This is a genomic window from Gemmatimonadota bacterium (genome assembly GCA_026702745.1).
GTDB lineage: Bacteria > JAAXHH01 > JAAXHH01 > JAAXHH01 > JAAXHH01 > JAAXHH01.
In genome coordinates, this window is sequence record JAPPBT010000014.1 from 1 (window position 1) to 19767 (window position 19767).

The 19767-nt window shown below is 51.6% G+C and carries 14 protein-coding genes and 1 pseudogene; 8 read left to right on the plus strand and 7 right to left on the minus strand.

The genetic code is table 11. The features are described 5' to 3' along the window. On the minus strand, positions 1-464 hold a 464-nt coding region (locus tag OXH56_02020; GenBank protein ID MCY3554077.1), incomplete at its 3' end, for a hypothetical protein. 170 nt (positions 465-634) lie between these two features. Here OXH56_02020 and OXH56_02025 point away from each other — a divergent pair. Beyond that, positions 635-1756, plus strand: a complete 1122-nt coding sequence (locus tag OXH56_02025; protein MCY3554078.1) for a DUF3500 domain-containing protein — start codon at positions 635-637, stop codon at positions 1754-1756. A 68-nt stretch (positions 1757-1824) separates the two neighbouring features. Here OXH56_02025 and OXH56_02030 read toward each other — a convergent pair whose 3' ends face one another. Both OXH56_02030 and OXH56_02035 read right to left on the minus strand, forming a co-directional pair. After that, positions 1825-3597 (minus strand): hypothetical protein, encoded by a 1773-nt coding sequence (locus OXH56_02030; GenBank protein ID MCY3554079.1) that lies wholly within the window; start codon positions 3595-3597, stop codon positions 1825-1827. 124 nt (positions 3598-3721) lie between these two features. Further along, on the minus strand, positions 3722-5701 hold the full coding sequence (locus OXH56_02035) for a tetratricopeptide repeat protein (GenBank protein ID MCY3554080.1): 1980 nt from the start codon (positions 5699-5701) through the stop codon (positions 3722-3724). A gap of 359 nt (positions 5702-6060) precedes the next feature. Here OXH56_02035 and OXH56_02040 point away from each other — a divergent pair, with 359 nt between their 5' ends. Then, a complete protein-coding gene (locus OXH56_02040; protein MCY3554081.1) occupies positions 6061-7521 on the plus strand; it encodes a sulfatase-like hydrolase/transferase in 1461 nt (486 codons plus the stop codon). Positions 7522-7571: 50 nt separating this feature from the next. On the opposite strand, the gene OXH56_02045 is transcribed toward OXH56_02040, so the two are convergent. The 3 genes from OXH56_02045 to OXH56_02055 all read right to left on the minus strand — a co-directional run bounded on the left by OXH56_02045 (position 7572) and on the right by OXH56_02055 (position 10745). Beyond that, complete coding sequence (locus OXH56_02045; protein ID MCY3554082.1) at positions 7572-8486, minus strand: phytanoyl-CoA dioxygenase family protein; 915 nt, start codon at positions 8484-8486, stop codon at positions 7572-7574. Between the two features lie 85 nt (positions 8487-8571). Then, positions 8572-9666, minus strand: a complete 1095-nt coding sequence (locus OXH56_02050; protein MCY3554083.1) for an ABC transporter substrate-binding protein — start codon at positions 9664-9666, stop codon at positions 8572-8574. 32 nt (positions 9667-9698) lie between these two features. Continuing rightward, on the minus strand, positions 9699-10745 hold the full coding sequence (locus tag OXH56_02055; GenBank protein MCY3554084.1) for an ABC transporter substrate-binding protein: 1047 nt from the start codon (positions 10743-10745) through the stop codon (positions 9699-9701). Positions 10746-11073: 328 nt separating this feature from the next. On the opposite strand from OXH56_02055, the gene OXH56_02060 reads away from it, so the two are divergent. The 6 genes and pseudogenes from OXH56_02060 to OXH56_02085 all read left to right on the plus strand — a co-directional run bounded on the left by OXH56_02060 (position 11074) and on the right by OXH56_02085 (position 17519). Then, positions 11074-11904 (plus strand): site-specific DNA-methyltransferase, encoded by an 831-nt coding sequence (locus OXH56_02060; GenBank protein MCY3554085.1) that lies wholly within the window; start codon positions 11074-11076, stop codon positions 11902-11904. Continuing rightward, positions 11901-12365: a restriction endonuclease gene (locus OXH56_02065; protein MCY3554086.1), complete on the plus strand. Its 465-nt coding sequence runs from the start codon at positions 11901-11903 to the stop codon at positions 12363-12365. The genes OXH56_02060 and OXH56_02065 overlap by 4 nt, the downstream gene beginning before the upstream one ends. 14 nt (positions 12366-12379) lie before the next feature. Next, positions 12380-13720, plus strand: a complete 1341-nt coding sequence (locus tag OXH56_02070; GenBank protein ID MCY3554087.1) for a hypothetical protein — start codon at positions 12380-12382, stop codon at positions 13718-13720. A gap of 10 nt (positions 13721-13730) precedes the next feature. Beyond that, positions 13731-15629, plus strand: coding sequence for a DEAD/DEAH box helicase (locus OXH56_02075; GenBank protein ID MCY3554088.1), 1899 nt, complete (start codon positions 13731-13733; stop codon positions 15627-15629). Beyond that, a complete protein-coding gene (locus tag OXH56_02080) occupies positions 15630-16475 on the plus strand; it encodes a DUF3883 domain-containing protein (protein MCY3554089.1) in 846 nt (281 codons plus the stop codon). It abuts the gene before it with no gap. 112 nt (positions 16476-16587) lie between these two features. Beyond that, a pseudogene (locus OXH56_02085) lies at positions 16588-17519 on the plus strand (IS256 family transposase). A 32-nt stretch (positions 17520-17551) separates the two neighbouring features. Here the strand turns inward: OXH56_02085 and OXH56_02090 are convergent. Beyond that, entirely contained in the window at positions 17552-19747 is a 2196-nt protein-coding gene (locus OXH56_02090; protein ID MCY3554090.1) for an ATP-binding protein, read from the minus strand. Between the last annotated feature and the right edge of the window lie 20 nt (positions 19748-19767).

The following is a 19767-nucleotide window of genomic DNA, read 5'->3' on the forward strand; positions in this document are numbered from 1 at the left end:
ATCACGACCGGTTCCTTCACTTCGGGATACCAGGTCACGTGCTCCTCGCCCTCGAAGAAGCGGAACAGGGCACCACACGCTCCGTTGCACCAGGGGTGGCGGTTGGCGGATTGAGGACCGGATGAGATATCGGTCGCAGCGCCCATTACACTCAATAGTTGTCCATCCAGCCGCTTGACCGGTTCGGGTACCGCCAGTTTGTGTTCTTTCAGGTATGCCAGCAGGTCGAGCTCGTACCGGTAGGCCTCGGGATTGCGGACGTAGAATTCGTGGTCCGTGTAAATCCTGTAGACGTACCGCTGATCCTGCGAGGTAATGATAAAGTTCCGGTTGGCCCCGGGCTCCAGTTCGCGTACATCGACGGGTGGAGCCAGGCCATAGTGCTCCACCAGGTAAGCGGCGACGGCGGAACAGGACTGCTCCGAAGATCCAGCAGATGCGGAAGAATCGGAAGTATTGTTCATGATGGGTGCCAATATGAGTCTGCAAACTTGACCAGGGCAACAAGTTTAATTTCATTGCCTGAGCGACCCGATATCGTCGACCTGATGTCTGACCGGCAGCGGCTCGACACGATGAATTGCTTCAGGCTGAACGAGAAATGCCGGACACCGCATATCTATCTGAGGAATGTATGAATACTGCAGGATTCATGAATCGTGTGTTGATTTGCCTTCTCGGTGCAATGATAGTCGTTGCCGCGATTATAGCCTATCTGTTGTTTCGGCCGGATGTTGGGACGCGGATTTTCTTTGGAGTGGGCCCCTCATCGGTAGATATCAAGATTAAGAACGATTACGAGGTCCCCGCCGCGGACGAGAAAACCGAGGCCATCGTGGCGGCTGCAAGGTTATTTCTGGATTCACTGGACGAAAGTCAGAGACAAGCGGCGACATACCGGTTCACCGATAACGCGCAGCGCGCGAACTGGTCCAACCTGCCCGAGGGCATGGTTCCGCGTGGAGGTGTAATGCTTGGTGTGCTCACTGAAGCACAGCGGGCGAATCTGGATGGGCTTCTTAGCGAACTGCTGAGTGAAGCCGGTATGGAGAACATCACGCATCAACTGGCCGCGGAAGACCTGCTGGTCTCTGGAGACGTGCTCGGTGTCATGAAATACGGCAGCAGGTACTTCACCGCTGCATTTCTCGGTGAACCGTCCACTTCTGAGCCCTGGATGTTCCAGTTCGGCGGGCACCATCTCGCCATAAACGCCACGGTATTCGGACCGAACGTTTCCTTTTCACCTATGCTGACGGGCGGCCAACCGTTGCACCTGCACCTTGACGGTGACGATGTCTTCGTTACGCGAAGGGAAACTGCGGCGGCACAGGCGTTCTTGGAGAGCCTTTCGGACGAACAGAAGCGACAAGCTGTGCGTTCAGGCCGGCCCATCGACCTCCTGCTAGGCCCGGGAAAGTATGGCGTTACCATTGCGCCGGAAGGCATCAAGGGAAGCGATCTGACCACCATCCAGAAAACGTTGCTCCTGGATGTCATTGAGGCCCGTCTGGGTTTCATGAATAGTGACGATTATGCACAGAAAATGAAAGCCGTGGTGGCCGGTATCGAGGACACGTACTTTGGATGGTGGGGACGGCAGGATGTCCCGGGCGCCGTGTATTTCCGCGTAACCGGTCCGTCCATCGTACTCGAATATGCGGTTCAAAACGGCGAGGACACCGTAGATCACGTTCACAGCATGTATCGTGATATAGATAACGACTACGGTTCCGCTTGGATCGGGGCCGAGTGAATGTTGCTAGCGTGTTTAAACGTCTAGGCGTTCGAAGCGATCCGTCCGGTCTGCACGATCCATATCACTTACCTCGAAGGATCGATCCGTTCCCGAATCAATTCCAATAGTTCCTTAGCTTGCTCCAGCATGCCTTCAGTCATATTCTGTTTGACCAATTCCAGGTTGTGAACGGCGATACTGTCTCCACGCTCCGCTGCCAGACTGATCCAGGCATAGGCCTTGACGAGGTCCCTCATGGAACTGTCGCCATTGAAGTGGACGATTCCCATATTGGTCATGGCTTCAATCTTTCCCTGTACGGCGGCCATCATATACCACCTGACCGCCTCTCCGTCATCTTCCTGCACTCCTCTACCTTTGTCGTAGGAAAGCCCGAGATTGTACTGGGCCATTTCATGACCCTGGTCCGCAGCCAGGCGAAACCAACGTATTGCTTCAGTATGGTTTGTCGGCCTACCTTCACCGAAAGCGTACATTACTCCCAGATTGTACCGAGCGCTTGTATGGCCGGCCTCCGCAGCCATGCGATACCAACGATACGCTTCAATCCAATCCTGCTCCACGCCGTCTGCGAGATGGTACATGTATCCGAGTCTCTCCTGGGCATCATCGACACCCTGTTCGCCCGCCAGAGTGTACCACCGAACCGCCTCTTCATTGTCCTCGGGAACGCCGTCGCCGTGATCATACTTGTAGCCCAGGATGTACTGAGCCGATTTGTGACCTTGTTCACCGGCTTTGCGGTACCAGTGAACGGCTTCTTCGACGTCTCCAATAACGCTGACCTCATCATCATACAGAACGGCAAGGCTGAATTGTGCTTGCACGTGATCCTGCTCAGCCGCCTTGCGGTACCAAAGTGCTGCCTTAGTAGTGTCCTCCGGTACACCATCGCCACGGGCATACCGTGCAGCAAGATTGTACTGGGCTTCCACATAGCCTTGTTCGGCAGCTTTATAGTACCATTCAACCGCCTTGCCTGCATCCTTCGGTACACCATCACCCCGGGTATAACGTGCGGCCAGATAGAACTGGGCTTGTGCATTGCCCTGCTCGGCAGCTTTACGATACCAAAAGGCCGCCTGGGTGGCATCCTTTGTGACGCCCTCGCCCTGTGAATACATAATGCCCAGGTTAATCTGGGATGCGTCATGGTCCTGCTCGGCAGCCTTCCGGTACCAGTATACCGCTTTCTCATCATCTACAGGAACACCATCACCGGTATCGTAGATAAGACCGACGAAGTACTGCGCGGAATAATGTCCCAGTTCTGCAGCCTTGATGAACCAGATGAGTCCTTTTCCCGGGTCTGCCTCCACTCCGATCCCATACTTATACATGTATCCAAGTCTGACTTGAGCGTCCGCATCTTCCTGAACGGCGGCTTTTTGAAGCCAGCCAAATGCCTCGGAGGGATTCTCATCGACCCCGTCGCCATTCAGGTACATGGCGCCCAGTCTATACTGGGCTCTCACATGGTCCTGTTCCGCAGCACTTCGGTACCACTGCATGGCCCTGGCAACATCTTCTTCCACACCCCTGCCGCGGGCATACATAAACCCGAGCATGTACTGGGCTTTCGCGTGATCCTGCTCGGCAGCTTTCGAGTACCACTTGAACGCTTCCTCGTAATCCTGTTCCACATCCTTGCCGTCATAGTAGATCTCGCCCAGTTCATATTGCGCCTCGGCGTCACCAGCCACCGCCGCCTGGCGTGTTTCCTCCAGGCTGGCTTCGATTTGCCCCTGCACGTGCACCGGCACGAGAACCATAACCACGAGAGCGAGTATCATGGATCCTGCCAACAACCGAGTCCGAGTTAAGGTCTGCTCACCCATATCACAACTCCGATTTAGTCTTGATGTTTGACGCTCCGCTTGTTCGACGTTCAGTTTATTTGAAGCTACAGGTGTTCGATGCTCCGCCTGTTCAATCCGGGACGACTGTTAATCGTACCCGATATCAAGGCTGAGCATAGATTCGCTCTCGATACGTCTCGGCGAGCTTCTCCGCCTGCTCGATCTGGTTGGTGGACATGAACACCCTGAAAGCCTCGATGTTGCTATTGGCCAGACTGTCTCCCTTTGACGCGGCGACTCGAGTCCAGGCGTAGCCCAGGATTTCGTTCTCGGGTACTCCTTCTGCATAAAAATACATGTATCCCATGTTTATCTGGGCATTCACTATTCCCTGTTCGGCAGCCATTCTATACCACAGAAGCGCTTCCTCTTTATCTTTTTGAACGCCCTCACCGTTGTCATACATAACCCCGAGACTGTACTGAGCATCTCCATTGCCTTGTTCAGCAGCCTTGCGAAACCATGAAACCGCCTTTTCGTCGTTTTCCGGTACGCCTGTACCGGTATCGTACATCATACCTAGATTGTACTGAGAGCTCGAATGCCCCTGCCCTGCCGCTCTTGCGTACCAACGTGCGGCTTCAGTGTAATCCTGAGGAACGCCCATCCCGTTCTCATACATGTATCCGAGATTGTTCTGGGCGTACGGTTCGTCCTGGTCGGCAGCCTGCCGATACCACCTAACGGCTTCATTCAAATCTATGTTAACTCCATATCCATAATGATAAATGATCCCCAGGCCGAACTGCGCATCTGCATCGCCCTGGTCGGCAGCCTTGCCGAACCAGACCGCCGCCGTGGAATCGCTCTTTGCAACACCTTCACCAAACCTGTACATCACGGCAAGTTCGTACTGGGCGGACACGTAGTCCTGTTCTGCAGCACGTTGAATCCACTGTGCGGCCATCGATTTGTCCAATTCAACACCCTGTCCGTTCTGGTACAGAAGCCCCAGATTGTACTGTGACAGCGCGTTCTCCTGTTCCGCGGCCCTCCTGTACCATCTTGCCGCTTCGGCTAAGTCCTTTGGAACCCCCTCGCCGTTTTTGTACATCACGCCCAAATCATTCTGAGCATCCGCGTCCCCCTGCTCGGCGGCTTTGCGATACCAGTAAACGGCCTCATCTTTTTGTTCCGGAACCCCCTCCCCATAATCGTACATGACGCCGAGGCTGTATTGCGCATCGGCGTTTCCCTGCTCAGCGGATTTCCGATACCATTTCACTGCTTTCTCGTCGTCTACTGAAACACCGCGCCCTGTGTCATACATGGCGCCGATGGTGTACTGAGCGTCTGAGTCTTCCTGTTCGGCAGCGAGCCGATACCACTTAAACGCTTCGGATTCGTCCTTTGGAATCCCAGCACCACCGCGCTCATACATCAGTCCCAGATTGTACTGTGCGTTCAGGTTTCCTTGCTCGGCCGCACTCCGGTACCACTTGACGGCCTCGGCATCATTTTCCGCTACACCTGACCCTTCATCGTACATGAGACCCAGGTTATTCTGCGCGAGTTTATGTCCCTGTCCAGCGGCTTTGAGATACCATTCGACGGCAAGTGATTCATCCTGCTCAACATGCTGGCCATTCGCATAGAAGACACCCAGAGCGTACTGTGCATCAGCATTGTCCTGCACGGCAGCCATATGAATCCACCGGATACTCTCGGACGGATCCTCCTGAATGCCTTTACCATACAGGTACATGAGGCCCAGGTCGTACTGGGCGTCCGGATAGTCCTGACTTGCGGCCTTTGTATACCATTCCACTGCCTTCGCATCGTCTGTGGTTACACCTTCGCCAACATCGTACATGACACCAATCCTGTGCTGGGCTTTCGGGTGGCCCTGGTCCGCTGCTTTTCGATACCACTCCAGTGCCTTCGCATGATCTTCTGCCACGCCACTTCCGTGATAGTACATATCACCGAGGGAAGTTTGCGCCTCGGCATCGCCCTGATCGGCTTTCTGCAGGATTTCTTCGAAATCCGGAGATTCCTGGGCGGATATGTCGACAGTGCAGGTAACGCAGGCGGCACAGGTAATCAGCATCGAAAGTGCAAGGTAGAATTGCCATTTAATCATGTAGCGAACTCCGTAAATGACGAATTCCGTGCATTACGTTCTGGGCAGCGGGATGTTCAGGAAACTCGGAATGTTAATAGGTTTACCTGGTAATAAGTGGGGTGCTCTACGTTTCGGCAACTCGAATAGTACCGCATGCTGGATTTTCATTCGTGATTGGCGGGTTTATGAGGCAGGACTTTGCAAACAATCCGCCCGTTGGTGTATCTCAGTCACCGAAGCACCGAAGGAAATCACGACCGGTTTATGAGGGAGTATCCTTGACCGTGACAACAGGTTAAAGTTCATTGCTTGAACTGCATTAATATGGAACACTGTGTGTTACGCAGCATAACCACCGCCGCAGAGAGGAGTACCCATTGCCCAAGCGACCCAATATCGTCGTCCTGATGTCCGACCAGCAGCGGCTCGACACGGTGAGTTGCTACGGGCTGAACGAAGTGTGCCGGACGCCGCACATCGACGCCCTGGCCGCGCGGGGCGTGCGTTTCGACTGGGCGTTCACGCCGACGGCGATCTGCTCGCCGGCCCGCGCCTCCTTCTACACGGGCCTCTATCCGCACAATCATGGGGTGACGGCCAACGGCCTGTGCCTGAACGAGGGCGTACGCGGTATCAACCACTACCTGTCGGATGCAGGTTACCGCTGCGGGTACGCCGGCAAGTGGCACGTGGACCAGGAAACCGGTCCCACGGGCTACGGGTTCACCGGCAAGGATTTCATGGGCTACGGCTTCCCCGGTGGGAATCTGCTGCCCGGCCTGCAGTTCGGCGGCAGCCTGAGCAGCCACAATTATTACGCCGACTATCTCAAGGAGAAGGGTTTCGACCCGCCGCCCACGGTCTCGCACCGTTACGTCGGCACGAATCCCTCGAACCAGCGCCAGGAGATGTTCGCCCTGCACGAAGGGCCAGTCGAGTCGTGCATCGAGTACTTCGTCGCGGAGGAAGCCATCCGCGTGCTCGACGAGGTGGCCGGCGGCGAGGAACCCTTCTTCCTGTGGGCCAATTTCTGGGGTCCGCACAGCCCTTCGCTGGTCCCGGAGCCGTACTTCTCCATGTACGACCCGAAGTCCATTCCCGAGCATCCGGGGTACGCCGAGACCTTCGAGAAGAAGCCCTATCGCCAGAAGCTCATCGAAAACCTCTGGGGGCTGGGCGACTACGGCTGGGAAGGATTCCAGGAAATCGGCGCACGCTATTTCGGGCACTGCACACTCCTCGACGACATGGTGGGACGCGTCGTGGCGCACCTGGAGAAACTGGGCGAACTCGACAACACCATCATCGTATACACCGCCGACCACGGCGACTGCCTCGGCGCGCACAAGCTGATCGAGAAGGGCGAATTCATGTACGACGAGATCTACCGCATCCCCCTCGTCATTGCCCATCCCGGCTGTCATGCGCCCGGCACGGCCTGCGAGGAGTTCGTCTACCTCCACGAAATCATGCTCTCGTCCCTCGACGCTGCGGGTGTCGAAGTGCCCGCCGATCTCGATGGCCAATCCTTTCTCCCGGCCATCGAAGGACGCCCCTTTGCGAATGGACGCGAGGAAGTCTACTGCGTCTTCGACCGCCACTTCACCGTCGCCAATCAGCGCATGGTCCGCACCCGAACCCACCAGTTCACCTTTAATTCGGCCGATCCCGGCGAGCTGTACGATCTGCTGCGCGACCCCTACCAGCTCGACAACGTGTACGGGGAACCGGAATATGAAACTGTAAGACAGGATTTAATGGGTCGGATGGATCGCTACATGGAGAAAATGGGTGATCCACTGCACGGATGGTTCGGGCGAATCAAGGGGGCGTATTAGCCGGGGCCATGCATATTAACCCGGGCTATTTGGGAAGCGGGAACTGGAAACTAACCTTCGGCGATTCGCTCCGCCCACTCGCGGAGCGGTACGTCGTCCTTGTCTTCCGACATCCAATGCCGTGACGCGGGGTGGTAGTCCGGGTCCGGTCCCATCGGATCGCCCTTTGGTGAAAGGGCGCCCAGCAGCTGCCGCCGGACGGGCGAGCTTCTTTCGATGAGTCCGGGATCCTGCTCGTTGTAATCGGTCGGCCGAAGCCAGCGGTAGTGGTATCCCACGTGCATGATCTTGCGCGTCTTCCGCGAGAGGTTGGGGCCGACGCAGTGCCACACCGCGGTGCGCCACAACACGGCCGAGCCGATGGGCAGTTTGAGCTCGACCGCCCCATCCGGATCCGTCCCGTTATCGCGATTCCGTAGTTCGTCCATCCTGAGCCGGTGACTGCCCGGCACCAGCCACAGGTTGCCGCAGTTGGATTCGGTCATGTCGTAGAGCACGTAGAAGACCTTGATCTCCATGAACGGCAGGCGCCCATCGAGGGAAGGCCCCAGGAACAGGTCGTCGCTCGCCAGGTCGGGATGCCAGCCGACGTTGCGGTATCCCGCCTGGTGGTCTTCGCCCTTGCCGACGCCCGAAATGCGGTCCTTCAGGTCCTCGGGATAGGGCGGACGGTAGTCCAGGTGCGTAGTACGGATCTGGATGTTACAGCCGATTGCGTCCACCACCAGGGGCAGCATGCGCGGGTGGTCGATGAGATCGAGAAAGGCCTCGTGATGGGCTAAGGCGTTGCGCACGGCATAGGGGTCATCGGGGCCCAGGTCCTTCTCTGATCTTATCCGGTCGCCCACCTCGTCGATGGCCGCAAGCAACCGGTCGAGTTCGGTCTGGTCGAAGAATTCCTCGAGAACTATAAAGCCCTTCTCGTCAAAGTCTTGGGCCTGCTGGGGCGTCATTGCAAGGGGCATTTAGGTTTCCTCACCGGGACGGTGGCCGGTCGTGCGATGGAGTGTCTCCTCACCGCGCCAACCACGTGCTGATGGACGGCCTAGCTCACCGCGCCAGCCACGTGCTGAAACGCTCGTTCATCTCTTCGCCGTTGTCGCTCCACCATTCCCAGTCGTTGTGCAGGGCGCGCGCCACGTTCTCCAGGGCCGTGGGCATGTGCGGCCTCATGTCCACGCCCGTCTCGGCGTGGGTCGAGATCAGGGGCATGGCGGAACGGCGCGTCGGGCTGTAGGCGATGTACCGGGCGAGGCTGGCCATGGACTCCGCCCGGCTGGAGAATTCGAGAAACCGGCGCGCGGCATCGAGGTTGCGCGTGCCTTCGACAATGCCGTACCCGCTCGTATACAGAATCTGGCTGTCCCAGAGTATGATGAAGGGTTGTCCCTCAAGCTCCTGGGCGTTGAAAATACGTCCGTTGGCTGCCGTGGTCATCGTAACCTCGCCGTCGGCCAGCATCTGCGGGGGATGGGCAGCCGTCTCCCACCATACGATCTGTTCCTTGATCGTGTCCAGTTTGCGGAACGCACGGCGTACCCCTTCCTCGGTGTCCAGCGTGGTATACACATCCTCCCGCGGAACGCCGTCAGCCATTAGGGCAAACTCGAGATTGGCCACGGGCGAACGTTTCATTCCCCGTCTGCCCGGAAACTTTTCCAGATCGAAGAAGTCGGCTATTATGGTGGGTTTCAGGTCGCCAATTCGCGCGTCGTTGTACGCGATCATCCTCGAAAAAAACAACTTGGTTACGCCGCATTCGGTGATCGTACCCTCGACGAAATCATCCGCTGCGGACGCGCCGTCGGCGCCCTCGGGCAGGTCGTCGATACTGACAGGAACGAGCAGCCCTTCGTCGCAACCCCGGACGAGTTCGGGCATATTCAGATCGACTACATCCCAAAACACGTTGCCCATTTCCACCTGGGCACGGATCTGCGCCAATCCTCCGGTGTAGTCCTCCAGGTTGATGCCTATGCCTGTTTCCGCCTCGAACCGTTCGTGGTAGGCTATATCGCAGGCCCGGGCGTAAGAACCGCCGAAGCTGACGACGGTGATCGTCTGGTTTTGGGCGGATGCCTGGCCCGGTGGATATGCAGAGAGCCAGGCCAATACTACCAGGGCCGAAAGGACTATACGAATCATGGAGAAACTGCTCGGTATACGGTCTTCTCTCTTCACCTCGCCAGCCAGGTGCTGAAACGCTCGTTCATCTCTTCGCCGTTGTCGCTCCACCATTCCCAATCGTTGTGCAGGGCGCGCGCAGCGTTCTCTGGGGTCGTGGGCATGTGCGGTCTCATGTCCACACCCGTCTCGGCGTGGGTCGAGATCAGCGGCATGGCGGAACGGCGCGTCGGGCTGTAGGCGATGTACCGGGCGAGGCCGGCCATGGACTCCGCCGTGGCGGCGAAGTCGAAGAACCGGAGCGCGGCATCAAGGTTGCGCGTGCCTTCGACGATGCCGAACCCGCTCGTATCCAGGACCTGGCCGTCCCAGACGATGACGAATGGCTGATCCTCCAGCACCTGGGCGTTGAAGATGCGCCCGTTGTAGGCCGTGGTCATCACGACCTCGCCGTCGGCCAGCAACTGCGGCGGATGGGCCCCGGTCTCCCACCATATGATGTGTTTCTTGATGGTATCCAGCTTGCGGAAGGCCCGGGCGATGCCCTCCTCGGTGTCCAGCGTGGTGTACACCTTATCCAGCGGCACCCCGTCGGCCATCAGCGCGAATTCGAGATTGACCCGCGGAACCCGCCGCATGCCCCGGCGGCCCGGGAACTTTTCCAGGTCGAAGAAGTCGTCGACGGTCTTGGGCTTTACGTCTCCGATGCGTTTGTCGTTGTACGCGATAACCGTCGAAAAGAATAGGGTCGTCACGCCGCATTCCGAGATCGTACCCTCAACGAAGTCGTCCACGGCCTGCGTGCCATCAGCACCCGGAGAAAAATCGTCGATGTTGATTGGAACGAGCAGTCCTTCATCGCAACCCCTGACGATATCGGCCACATTCATGTCAACTACGTCCCAGTATACGTTTCCCACGTCCACCTGCGCGCGGATCTGCGCCAGCCCGCCGTTGTAATCCTCGAAAATGATCTTGATGCCCGTTTCCGCCTCGAACCGCTCATGGTAGCCCTTCTCACAGGCACGGGAGTAGGAGCCGCCGAAGCTGACGACGGTGATGGTTTGGTTTTGGGCTGATACAACTCCACTGTACCCCAAAATCAGTAAGAGCCCTGCTATCAATGAAGAAGACTTGACTATCATGACGTTTCGACCTGCATACTCCTATGTATCCTGTCGTTTTTAGTTAAAAACTAGTTGTTCAATAAACCAAGAATCTGCTCGAGTACGATATAGCACTTTGAATTGTGAGTTTGATGGATGAAAGCAAAAAACTATACTAGAAAGGTCTTCACATTTTACATCTTGATTGACATAATTCAAAAAAGGAATGATTACTGCAATCTAGATCATCTATAAACTGGAGTGTAAACTACAAGTAGGGTGCAATTACTTAAACCAATGTAGATCCGAATCAGAGACAACAATGAACTTGATTGTAAATATAGCCTGTGAAGATAACCTTCGTTTTATGAAAAAACTGCAGGACAGTTCCATCGATCTGATCGTAACTTCGCCTCCTTACAACATCAAGAAGGAATACGAAAAGCGCAGATCTCAAGACGTTTATATCGAAGAGCAGGCGGCATGTATATCTGAAGCAGTAAGATTACTTTCACCTACCGGCTCAATTTGTTGGCAAGTTGGTAATCACGTAGATTCCGCAGAGGTTTTCCCACTGGATATCTTATTGTATCCACTTTTTAAATCACACGGACTACAGTTGCGAAACAGGATAGTATGGACATTTGGTCATGGATTGCATTGCCAAAAGAGATTCTCAGGACGCCACGAATCGATATTATGGTTCACGAAGTCAGAACAATTTACATTCAATCTTGATGCTGTACGTATCCCCTCCAAATACCCGAACAAAAAACACTTCAAAGGACCGAATAAAGGGCAGTTATCCGGAAACCCTTTAGGAAAGAACCCCTCGGATGTTTGGGATATACCTAACGTTAAGTCCAATCATGTTGAAAAGACAGAACACCCTTGCCAGTTTCCAGTTGGTTTGGTTGAACGGTTGGTTCTTGCACTAACAAATCCAGGTGACAATGTACTTGATCCTTACCTTGGAGTTGGATCAACAGTGATTGCTGCATTAAAGCATGACAGACATGCCTTTGGCTGTGACAAAAATAAGCACTACTACAACATTGCCTGTGAACGTATTCGGATGTTTCGTGAAGGCGAATTACGCACTCGGCCAATGAATAAACCAGTTTACAGCCCGAAGGCGAAAGGCAAGTCATGAAACTTGCTTTCACTGATGAAACTCACCATAACGCTGGAATTGAATGGGAAAACCGCATGTTAATGGAATGGATCAAAGGGGTTTTCGAGTCGCCAATGATCAAAATCGAAAGACAGTGTTCGTCGAATATCCGACAGCATGTAGAAACTATATTCATCAACGACGGCTGGGCGCTTAATGTTGATGTAGCTCAGCACCACCGTTTGAAAGTGTTTGCGCAAAAGGATGATGTAGCGTTCCAATTACAAACTGGTAACATGAGTCGAGCACCATACGATCTACTCAAACTTCAGTACCTCTTTCAAAAAGAGAGAATCAAAGTTGCGGCAATAGGCCTACCGACACTAAACGCCTCAAAACTGATAGGCGACAATATAGCCAATGCAGATCGAATCGTAAGAGAGTTAAAGCTCTTTAACCAGGTTATAACAGTACCCATCCTTGTGTTAGCATTTGATTAAGTAGGAGGTACAAGGTGAGTTTCAGTATTGAGGTAAAACCACGATCTGAGCGCAAAGCACTTATTGAACAGCGTACCGAAAACTCGAGCGATTTAAGTGAGATTATTTACGACTTTAGAGGCGATTCAAAAACTCTTCCTGTGATCTCACTACCGATCGAAGTTCCAGTATATCGGATGGAGAACTGCCGAGCATTCAGTGCCCAACAGACAGAAATCGCAACAAAAAACTTGGAATCTGATTTTTTTGCCAAGGGTCAAGAACTGTCGGAGACTAATCAAATACAGCACCGCATACTTTTTAAGTTGGCTGATGAAGAAAGAGCTTCAGTTGCATCCATATTAAAAGTGTTGAAAAGTGAAGGGCAAAGAGAACCACTGCTAATCACAAATACCGGAGTAGTGGTCAATGGGAATCGTCGACTAGCAGCTATGCGAGAACTGTTCCGAGAAAACGATGGCTCAGTTGATGAGCGATTTCGTTATGTGAAGTGTTCAGTGTTACCGTCAGATACAACTGCCGATGAGATTGATGACATTGAAGCAGATCTCCAGGCGAGACCTCAAACTAAACTAGAATATGACTGGATTGGAGATGCTCGTCTTATTCGTCGTCAAATAAGCAAGGGAAGATCGTCCAAAGAAGTTGCAGACCGACTTCGTAGAAGTAAATCCGACATCGATAACACCCTACAGGCACTTGATGAGGCAGACCTCTATTTGAGTGAATGGATAGGGCGCCCTGGAAACTACGATCTTGTAAGTGCTGATGGTCAACAGATTTTCAGTGACATTCCCAAAAACATCAAGAATAAGAATACAGTGTTGCAGAATGCTAGTCGTGCAATAGCATGGTCACTTTTCGAAAACCGAGATAAAACTTCCGGTCGAGTATATAGGTTAAATGCCGCCTTTGGCAAGCTTGCTCCAAAAGTTCTAGACATGTTGGCAGAACAACTCGATCTCCAAAATGTGTCAGTAAATGGCGATATCAAAGGAGATGGGTTCGATATAGAAATAGATTCTGGCGAGCAAGATGATGATTACACGAATATCATTGAAGCATTGCGCAGTGAAGAAACAAAAAATGAAGCTGTCGAGACTCTCATAGAAGTGTGTGAGACTGCGATAGAGCTTGATAAAGAGCAAACCAATGAAAAAGCCGCGCTAAAAGCGTTGTCTCAGGCTAACGCAAAGTTGTCTGGAATCAACGTAGATTCAGCTGGAATAAACACATTGTCATCGATGCTCAGTCAGATTAAGACTATACGAAACGTAGTATCTAAAATCGAGGCTGGTATAAAGAAGAGACAAACTAGCGAAGCTGACACTGATGGTTCAATAACTGAAAGGTGAAGTAGTCTTCATGACAACACCAGTAGAAATCCATTACAGCCCAGAAAACACTGGGTGTTTTGTTGTGCCAATTGAGTACTTAAATTCGTCGATATGGGCCCGACTGAAACTAGCAATAAGGACGAAAAACCTTGAGCATAAGATAATAGGTGGACGCATAGTTTTATCGTGGTCCGACACATTAGGGGTCGTTAGGGAACTTGGTAGTCGCCAGATACAGAATACGCTGGATTTCAGATTCCATCCTCAAGGTGATGCAGTACCGAAGTTACAGGAATTTGTAATTCAATTAAAAAAAGAAAGAAAACAACGTAAAGAAATCACCCTAACTTTAACCGAAGATGAATTAGATAGTCGTCTAATGGAACTAGGATTCACAAAGCGTCGACTCAAACCCTTTCAACGCCGAGATCTCATACATTTGTTGTCATTGGAAAATGGAGCGAATTTCTCTGTACCGGGGGCAGGGAAGACAACAGTAACTTTTGCACTTCATATCCTTACGCGAAAACCAGGTCGACACCTACTCATTGTTGCCCCAAAAGCAGCAACACAAGTGTGGTTGGATATCGTCACAGATTGTATGGAAGAACATGCCCCGAATAATGGAAATGAATCTTTCACCGTTCTTGCCGGTACTGAAAGAGAAACATCCGAGACACTAAGGTCAGGTGCAACTCGCTTTATAATCTCCTATGATCTTATGGTTCGACAACAGGACGTGGTTACTTCGCATCTTTCTTCAACTCCTACGCATCTGATTCTAGATGAATCACATAGGATGAAAGCAGGTTGGCAATCACAAAGAGGATCGATTCTGCTTAACATTGCTTCGTTACCTGAGCGAAGAGACATCCTTACCGGTACACCTATGCCGCAGGACGCTCGAGACATCGAATCTCAACTTGATTTTCTTTGGCCAGGGCATGGTCTCGGACTAGAGATATTGCAGGGCAAGTCGCCTCGTGAAGTATTGGGTAATCTATATGTACGTACGACTAAATCGGAACTTGGTTTGCCATCAGTACGAAAACACTTCATCGACATTGACATGCAACCTGGTCAATTGGCACTATACTCGATTGTGCGTAACGAGTTTCTTCGGGACTATTCAAGAAAACTTAGTCAAGGATTTGCTAGTGCACAGTTCCTACGTGCACGTCGATCAGTTATGCGTTTGCTTCAGTTATCAGTTGATCCCATTCTCGCTCTTAATGCAATGGCAAGTGAAGACTTTGAAGTGGAATCTTCAATTGTGGATCAAGTTTTGGAAGAAGGAAATTCGGCTAAGATGATCGCAATAGCCGAGCATGTACGAAAACTTGCACTAAAGGGAGAGAAATCTGTAATCTGGACGATATTCACAAACACAATACATAATTTCGTAACTTCACTAGCGGATCTAAATCCTGTCTACATTCATGGTGGAGTTCCAGTAGGCGATGTAAATGATCTTGATTCTCGAGAAGCCCAGTTACGGAGATTTCATACCGATAGCGAGTGCTACGTATTGGTGGCAAACCCCGCAACAGCGGGTGAAGGAATAAGTCTTCACACTGTTTGTCATAATGCTCTCTATGCGGATAGAAGCTATGTGTCGACACACTATCTTCAATCAATAGATAGAATCCATCGGCTGGGATTAGAACCCGATCAGGACACTAATGTATATGTCTATCGATCAAAGGCTCCATCAGTAATCGGTAGTATTGATTTATCGGTTAGTAGACGTCTAATTGAGAAGATACATAACATGCAGCAGTTGCTGAACGACCCGGATTTACATGAGATTGCATTTGATGAAGAGCAAGCTGATGATCCCATCAGCTACGACGTCGAACTTAAAGATATCATTGACCTTATATCAGAACTTGAAGGCAGAGGTGGTGAGGTTCCTCCTGAGGAATAAATGAGTACAAGTATACCTACTGAACGCTTATTTAACTTATCATGCTTTGAAGGACTCCGTTTACTACGTAGTTATCATTCACAGTATCCTGAATGCAGTACGACGGAACTTATTCCAATTATCGAGAATATAGAAGCTGATGGCAGAAGTTTAGACTTGGATGCGTCAGCTTATCTCGGATCAATTGTTGGATCTAACTGTCCAAGCGATGGAATTCAATTCTATCAAGCATGTATTAAGGCAGTTATTGTAAGTCATCAACCGATCTGGTCAAAATCTATCAAACAAGGACGCACAAGGTTTATTGGATCTCTTAATCAAAATGAAAGAGACGTATTTGCAGCAGCTGGCTTGTTAAATGATCCTCCTTCTACAGAAGTGGTATTTTGGTGGGATGACTTATCTGGCCATGCACGATTAACCCAAAGTCAGGAAAAGATGGAACAAGCACGTGCAGCTGAGTTACTAACTCTAAATCTTGAAACAGATCGACTGATTAAACTTGGAATCGACAGGCAACCTGAATGGCCAGGCCTAGACAACAACTATGCAGGATATGATGTATTATCGTATGATTTGGTCAATCAACACGTGATAGTAAATCGTTTGATAGAAGTAAAATCCACAACTGTATCACCGCTTCGTTTTGTTGTTACAAGTAATGAATGGAGGCAAGCACAAAGGTCAGGTGATGCATACTGTTTTCATGTATGGGATATGGCAAGAGATACGCCATATCTGCATGTGCGATCAGTAAATGACGTTGCACAACATATACCAACTGACAACGGTAGAGGTAAATGGCGAGAGGCTGAAATCCCTGTAAGCACACCGGCGACGTGTTAATAGTTAAGCGCTCGGTGGTTTATTTGTATCATGTATTTTATGTGATTTGAGTCTGTAACATGTTTTGTGTAACTGGCAATAGCGTATATCTTGCTCACAAGGAAGAAGTGCTATGGCCAGAGACAAAAAACCGGCAAGCAAGATCGACCGTCTCCTCGACGAGTTGATGGAAGACGGGGGTGGACGCTGACGATCTGTTCGGCGAAGACGGCCTGCACAAGCGCATGAAGAAGCGCATGGCCGAGCGGATCCTGGAAAACGAGCTCACCGATCATCTCGGTTACGAGAAGTATGCCCCCGACTGCAGGAACCACGGCAACAGCCGCAACGGCAAGACCACCAAGACGCACAAGGACGAGACAGCGGCAGCATCCGGAACAAGGCGGTCTACCTGGCCTTGGGCGTCAACCTCAAGGGCGACAAGGAGTTCCTGGGCCTCTGGATCGAGCAGAACGAAGGGGCAAAGTTCTGGCTCAACGTCCTGACCGAACTGAAGAACCGCGGCGTTGCCGACATCTTCATCGCCTGCTGCGACGGCCTATCCGGCTTTCCGCAGGCCATAGTGACGGTCTATCCCAGGACCCAGGTGAAGCTGTGCATCGTCCACATGGTGAGAAGCAGCCTTACCTACGTCTCCTGGAAGGAGCGCAGGCAGGTGGCAAAGGACCTGAGGACGATCTTCCAGGCCGCTACGCTGGAGCAGGCCGAGACCGCGCTGGATCGCTTCGCCGAGCGCTGTGACAAGCAGTATCCCACGATCAGCCGGCAGTGGCGCAGGAACTGGGACCACGTGAGCCCGTTCTTCGCCTTCCCCCAGGAGACCAAAAGGTCATCTACACCACCAACGCCATCGTATCCATGAACCGGGGACTGCGCAAGATCATCAAGACCAGGGGTGCCTTCCCCACCAACGAAGCGGCCAAGAAACTGCTCTACCTGGCCCTGCTCAATCTGTCCCGCAGGTGGACACGGCCCCTTACCAACTGGACGGCCGCCATCAACCAGTTCATCATCATGTACGAGGACAGAGTGCCCATGCCATGAGAAAGTCAGTTACACAAAAACCGTGACAGACCCTAAAAAGGTAACTCATCGTCCTGTTCATCGTCGTTTGTATCTGTCAATTTATCGGTTTCACCTTCTTCTCTCGATTTTTCCTCCATGTTGTAGTCCTGAGTTCCTTCCTGCCAATCTTCTGCAATTTCGTCCCAGTTTATCTCCCGTTTTTCTCTACCCGTCCATATACTCCAAAACTCTGGATCGTCGGAACGCGGTTGTTGGTTCTTGGGCAGGTCGTTCATTTTCACTAGAACAGGTAATTCCGATGCCCAACCGAGTAGTACCGCATTCTGAGAGGGCAGAGAGGGTAACTCGCGAAGAAGCCCTCTCAGGTTGTCTGGGACAAGCCGGTGTACAATCTCTTGGTCACGATCGTTGTTTATTCGGTGGAGAAGAAAGGTATTGCACTGAGACAGCACAGTTGATGAAAGCTCCGACGGCCGCTGCGACGATAGAACCAATCCCAGTCCAAATTTCCTTCCTTCGCGTGCAATACGTTCGAAAACCTGACAGCAGACGGCTGCCACTTCCGTATTGTCAACATCATCCTTGTAACGTTTGATAAATGTATGTGCTTCCTCCATCACCAACACTGTAGGTAGTGCGACACTTTTCAATTTGACATATCGCTGATGTGCTTCGAAAACCATGCGTGCAATTACCGCCGTTACGACATGCACAATATCGGTTGGCACAAGAGACAGGTCAATTACAGACACACAGCCACCCTTGGCCTCATTGTCTCCGATATAGTCCGTAAGCCACTGAGGAAGTGTAATACCATCGGTATCTTCGATAATCGCTTGCATCTTAGGATCTGACATAAACGTACGGATGCGTGCAATCAGGAAGTCTAAATACTGTTGTACATTTTCTTGGTTCGACAGAATCTCAAGATGGTCCGCAAGGTCCGTACCACTGAATCGAAGTGGGACATCTTCGTTAGGCCCTTCATGGTATACGATACCCCCAAGTCGTTCGATGGACTCCCCGAAAGCTTCAATTACTCTCCTGATTTGATCTTCCGTGAAGGCGCGAAAATACTCAATAGTTTCCCCATCCTTTTGAAATGATCTGTGCGTTTCTTCTAATGCTTGCATGATCACATTTCTTATCTCTGCAATATGATAATCAGGGAATTCCGTGGCCCTTATCTCCAAGTCACTTGCAATGGCTTTTAAACGAAAGCCGAACTTACTTTCGTCCGTTTGGATCTCGCCCAAACGAAATGCGTCCCGTATAGAGATTAATCTGGACGAAAGATACCTGCGTAGTTCAAGTTTCTTTTGCTCATCATTAGATTCGACATCTCCAGAACGTCCGGATCTAACCTCCCGTAACGCTCGCCTGAGTAGTGGTCGCTGTGTCCTTGTACTTGCCTGCATGAAAGAGCACCATTCTGCGCTATTCCAAAACCACAAGGGTACTTTCAATGTGCTTTTGCTGACATCAGATCCTACTTTAAAAACTCGTGCTTTTATCGCAGAGCCTCCATCACCAAAGGCTCTCGAATACTCGCCGTTCGGATCTAGGACTATAAACCTAGCGTTGGGAGGTGACATTTGACACTGTTTAGGTTCCTTGACTTCAGAAAGGTCGACACGAGCCCTTTGAGCTTCTTCAATACTCCATCGAATAAGTCCTGCTACGGAACAGGATTTGCCACTACCGGTATTGCCTAGTACAGCCAAATGGCGACCAAACAAACGATTTGGATCGACGTAGACATTGGCATCTCCTGCTATGGGACTTGAACCGATCTTAACTTGTCCCTCCGTAGCAGATGTTATTATTGATCTTAGTTGGGGTTCCGTCGGCAGTAACACAACTGAACCAACTGTTGGTAGTGATTCTGCACCTCTATTGAAGACAAAAAGATCATCAACTGTCTTCTGCAGTGTACCTAGCGGATTAAGGCGCAGTCTGCGCAGAGGATAAGGCAAATCCACAAGGCCAAAGTCTTGCATCCCTCGACGCTTAGGGAAGGGCGAACGCTCAATTGTAATCCATTCAACCTGTCCAACTAGGAATCCGTCGTCTACTGAAACCAACAAATAGCCATTGACACGTGGGAATGGTTGAGGCGTACCAGTATTTAGAGCTACAGATTCTGGTGCATCGATTTCGATAGCGACTTTGATCTCGTCCGGGGACACGAATTCTACAGTGCCAATCCGAAGATTTCTAGACTGTTCCATTGGTAACTGAGTCATCAGGTTTGTGGATCCTTATA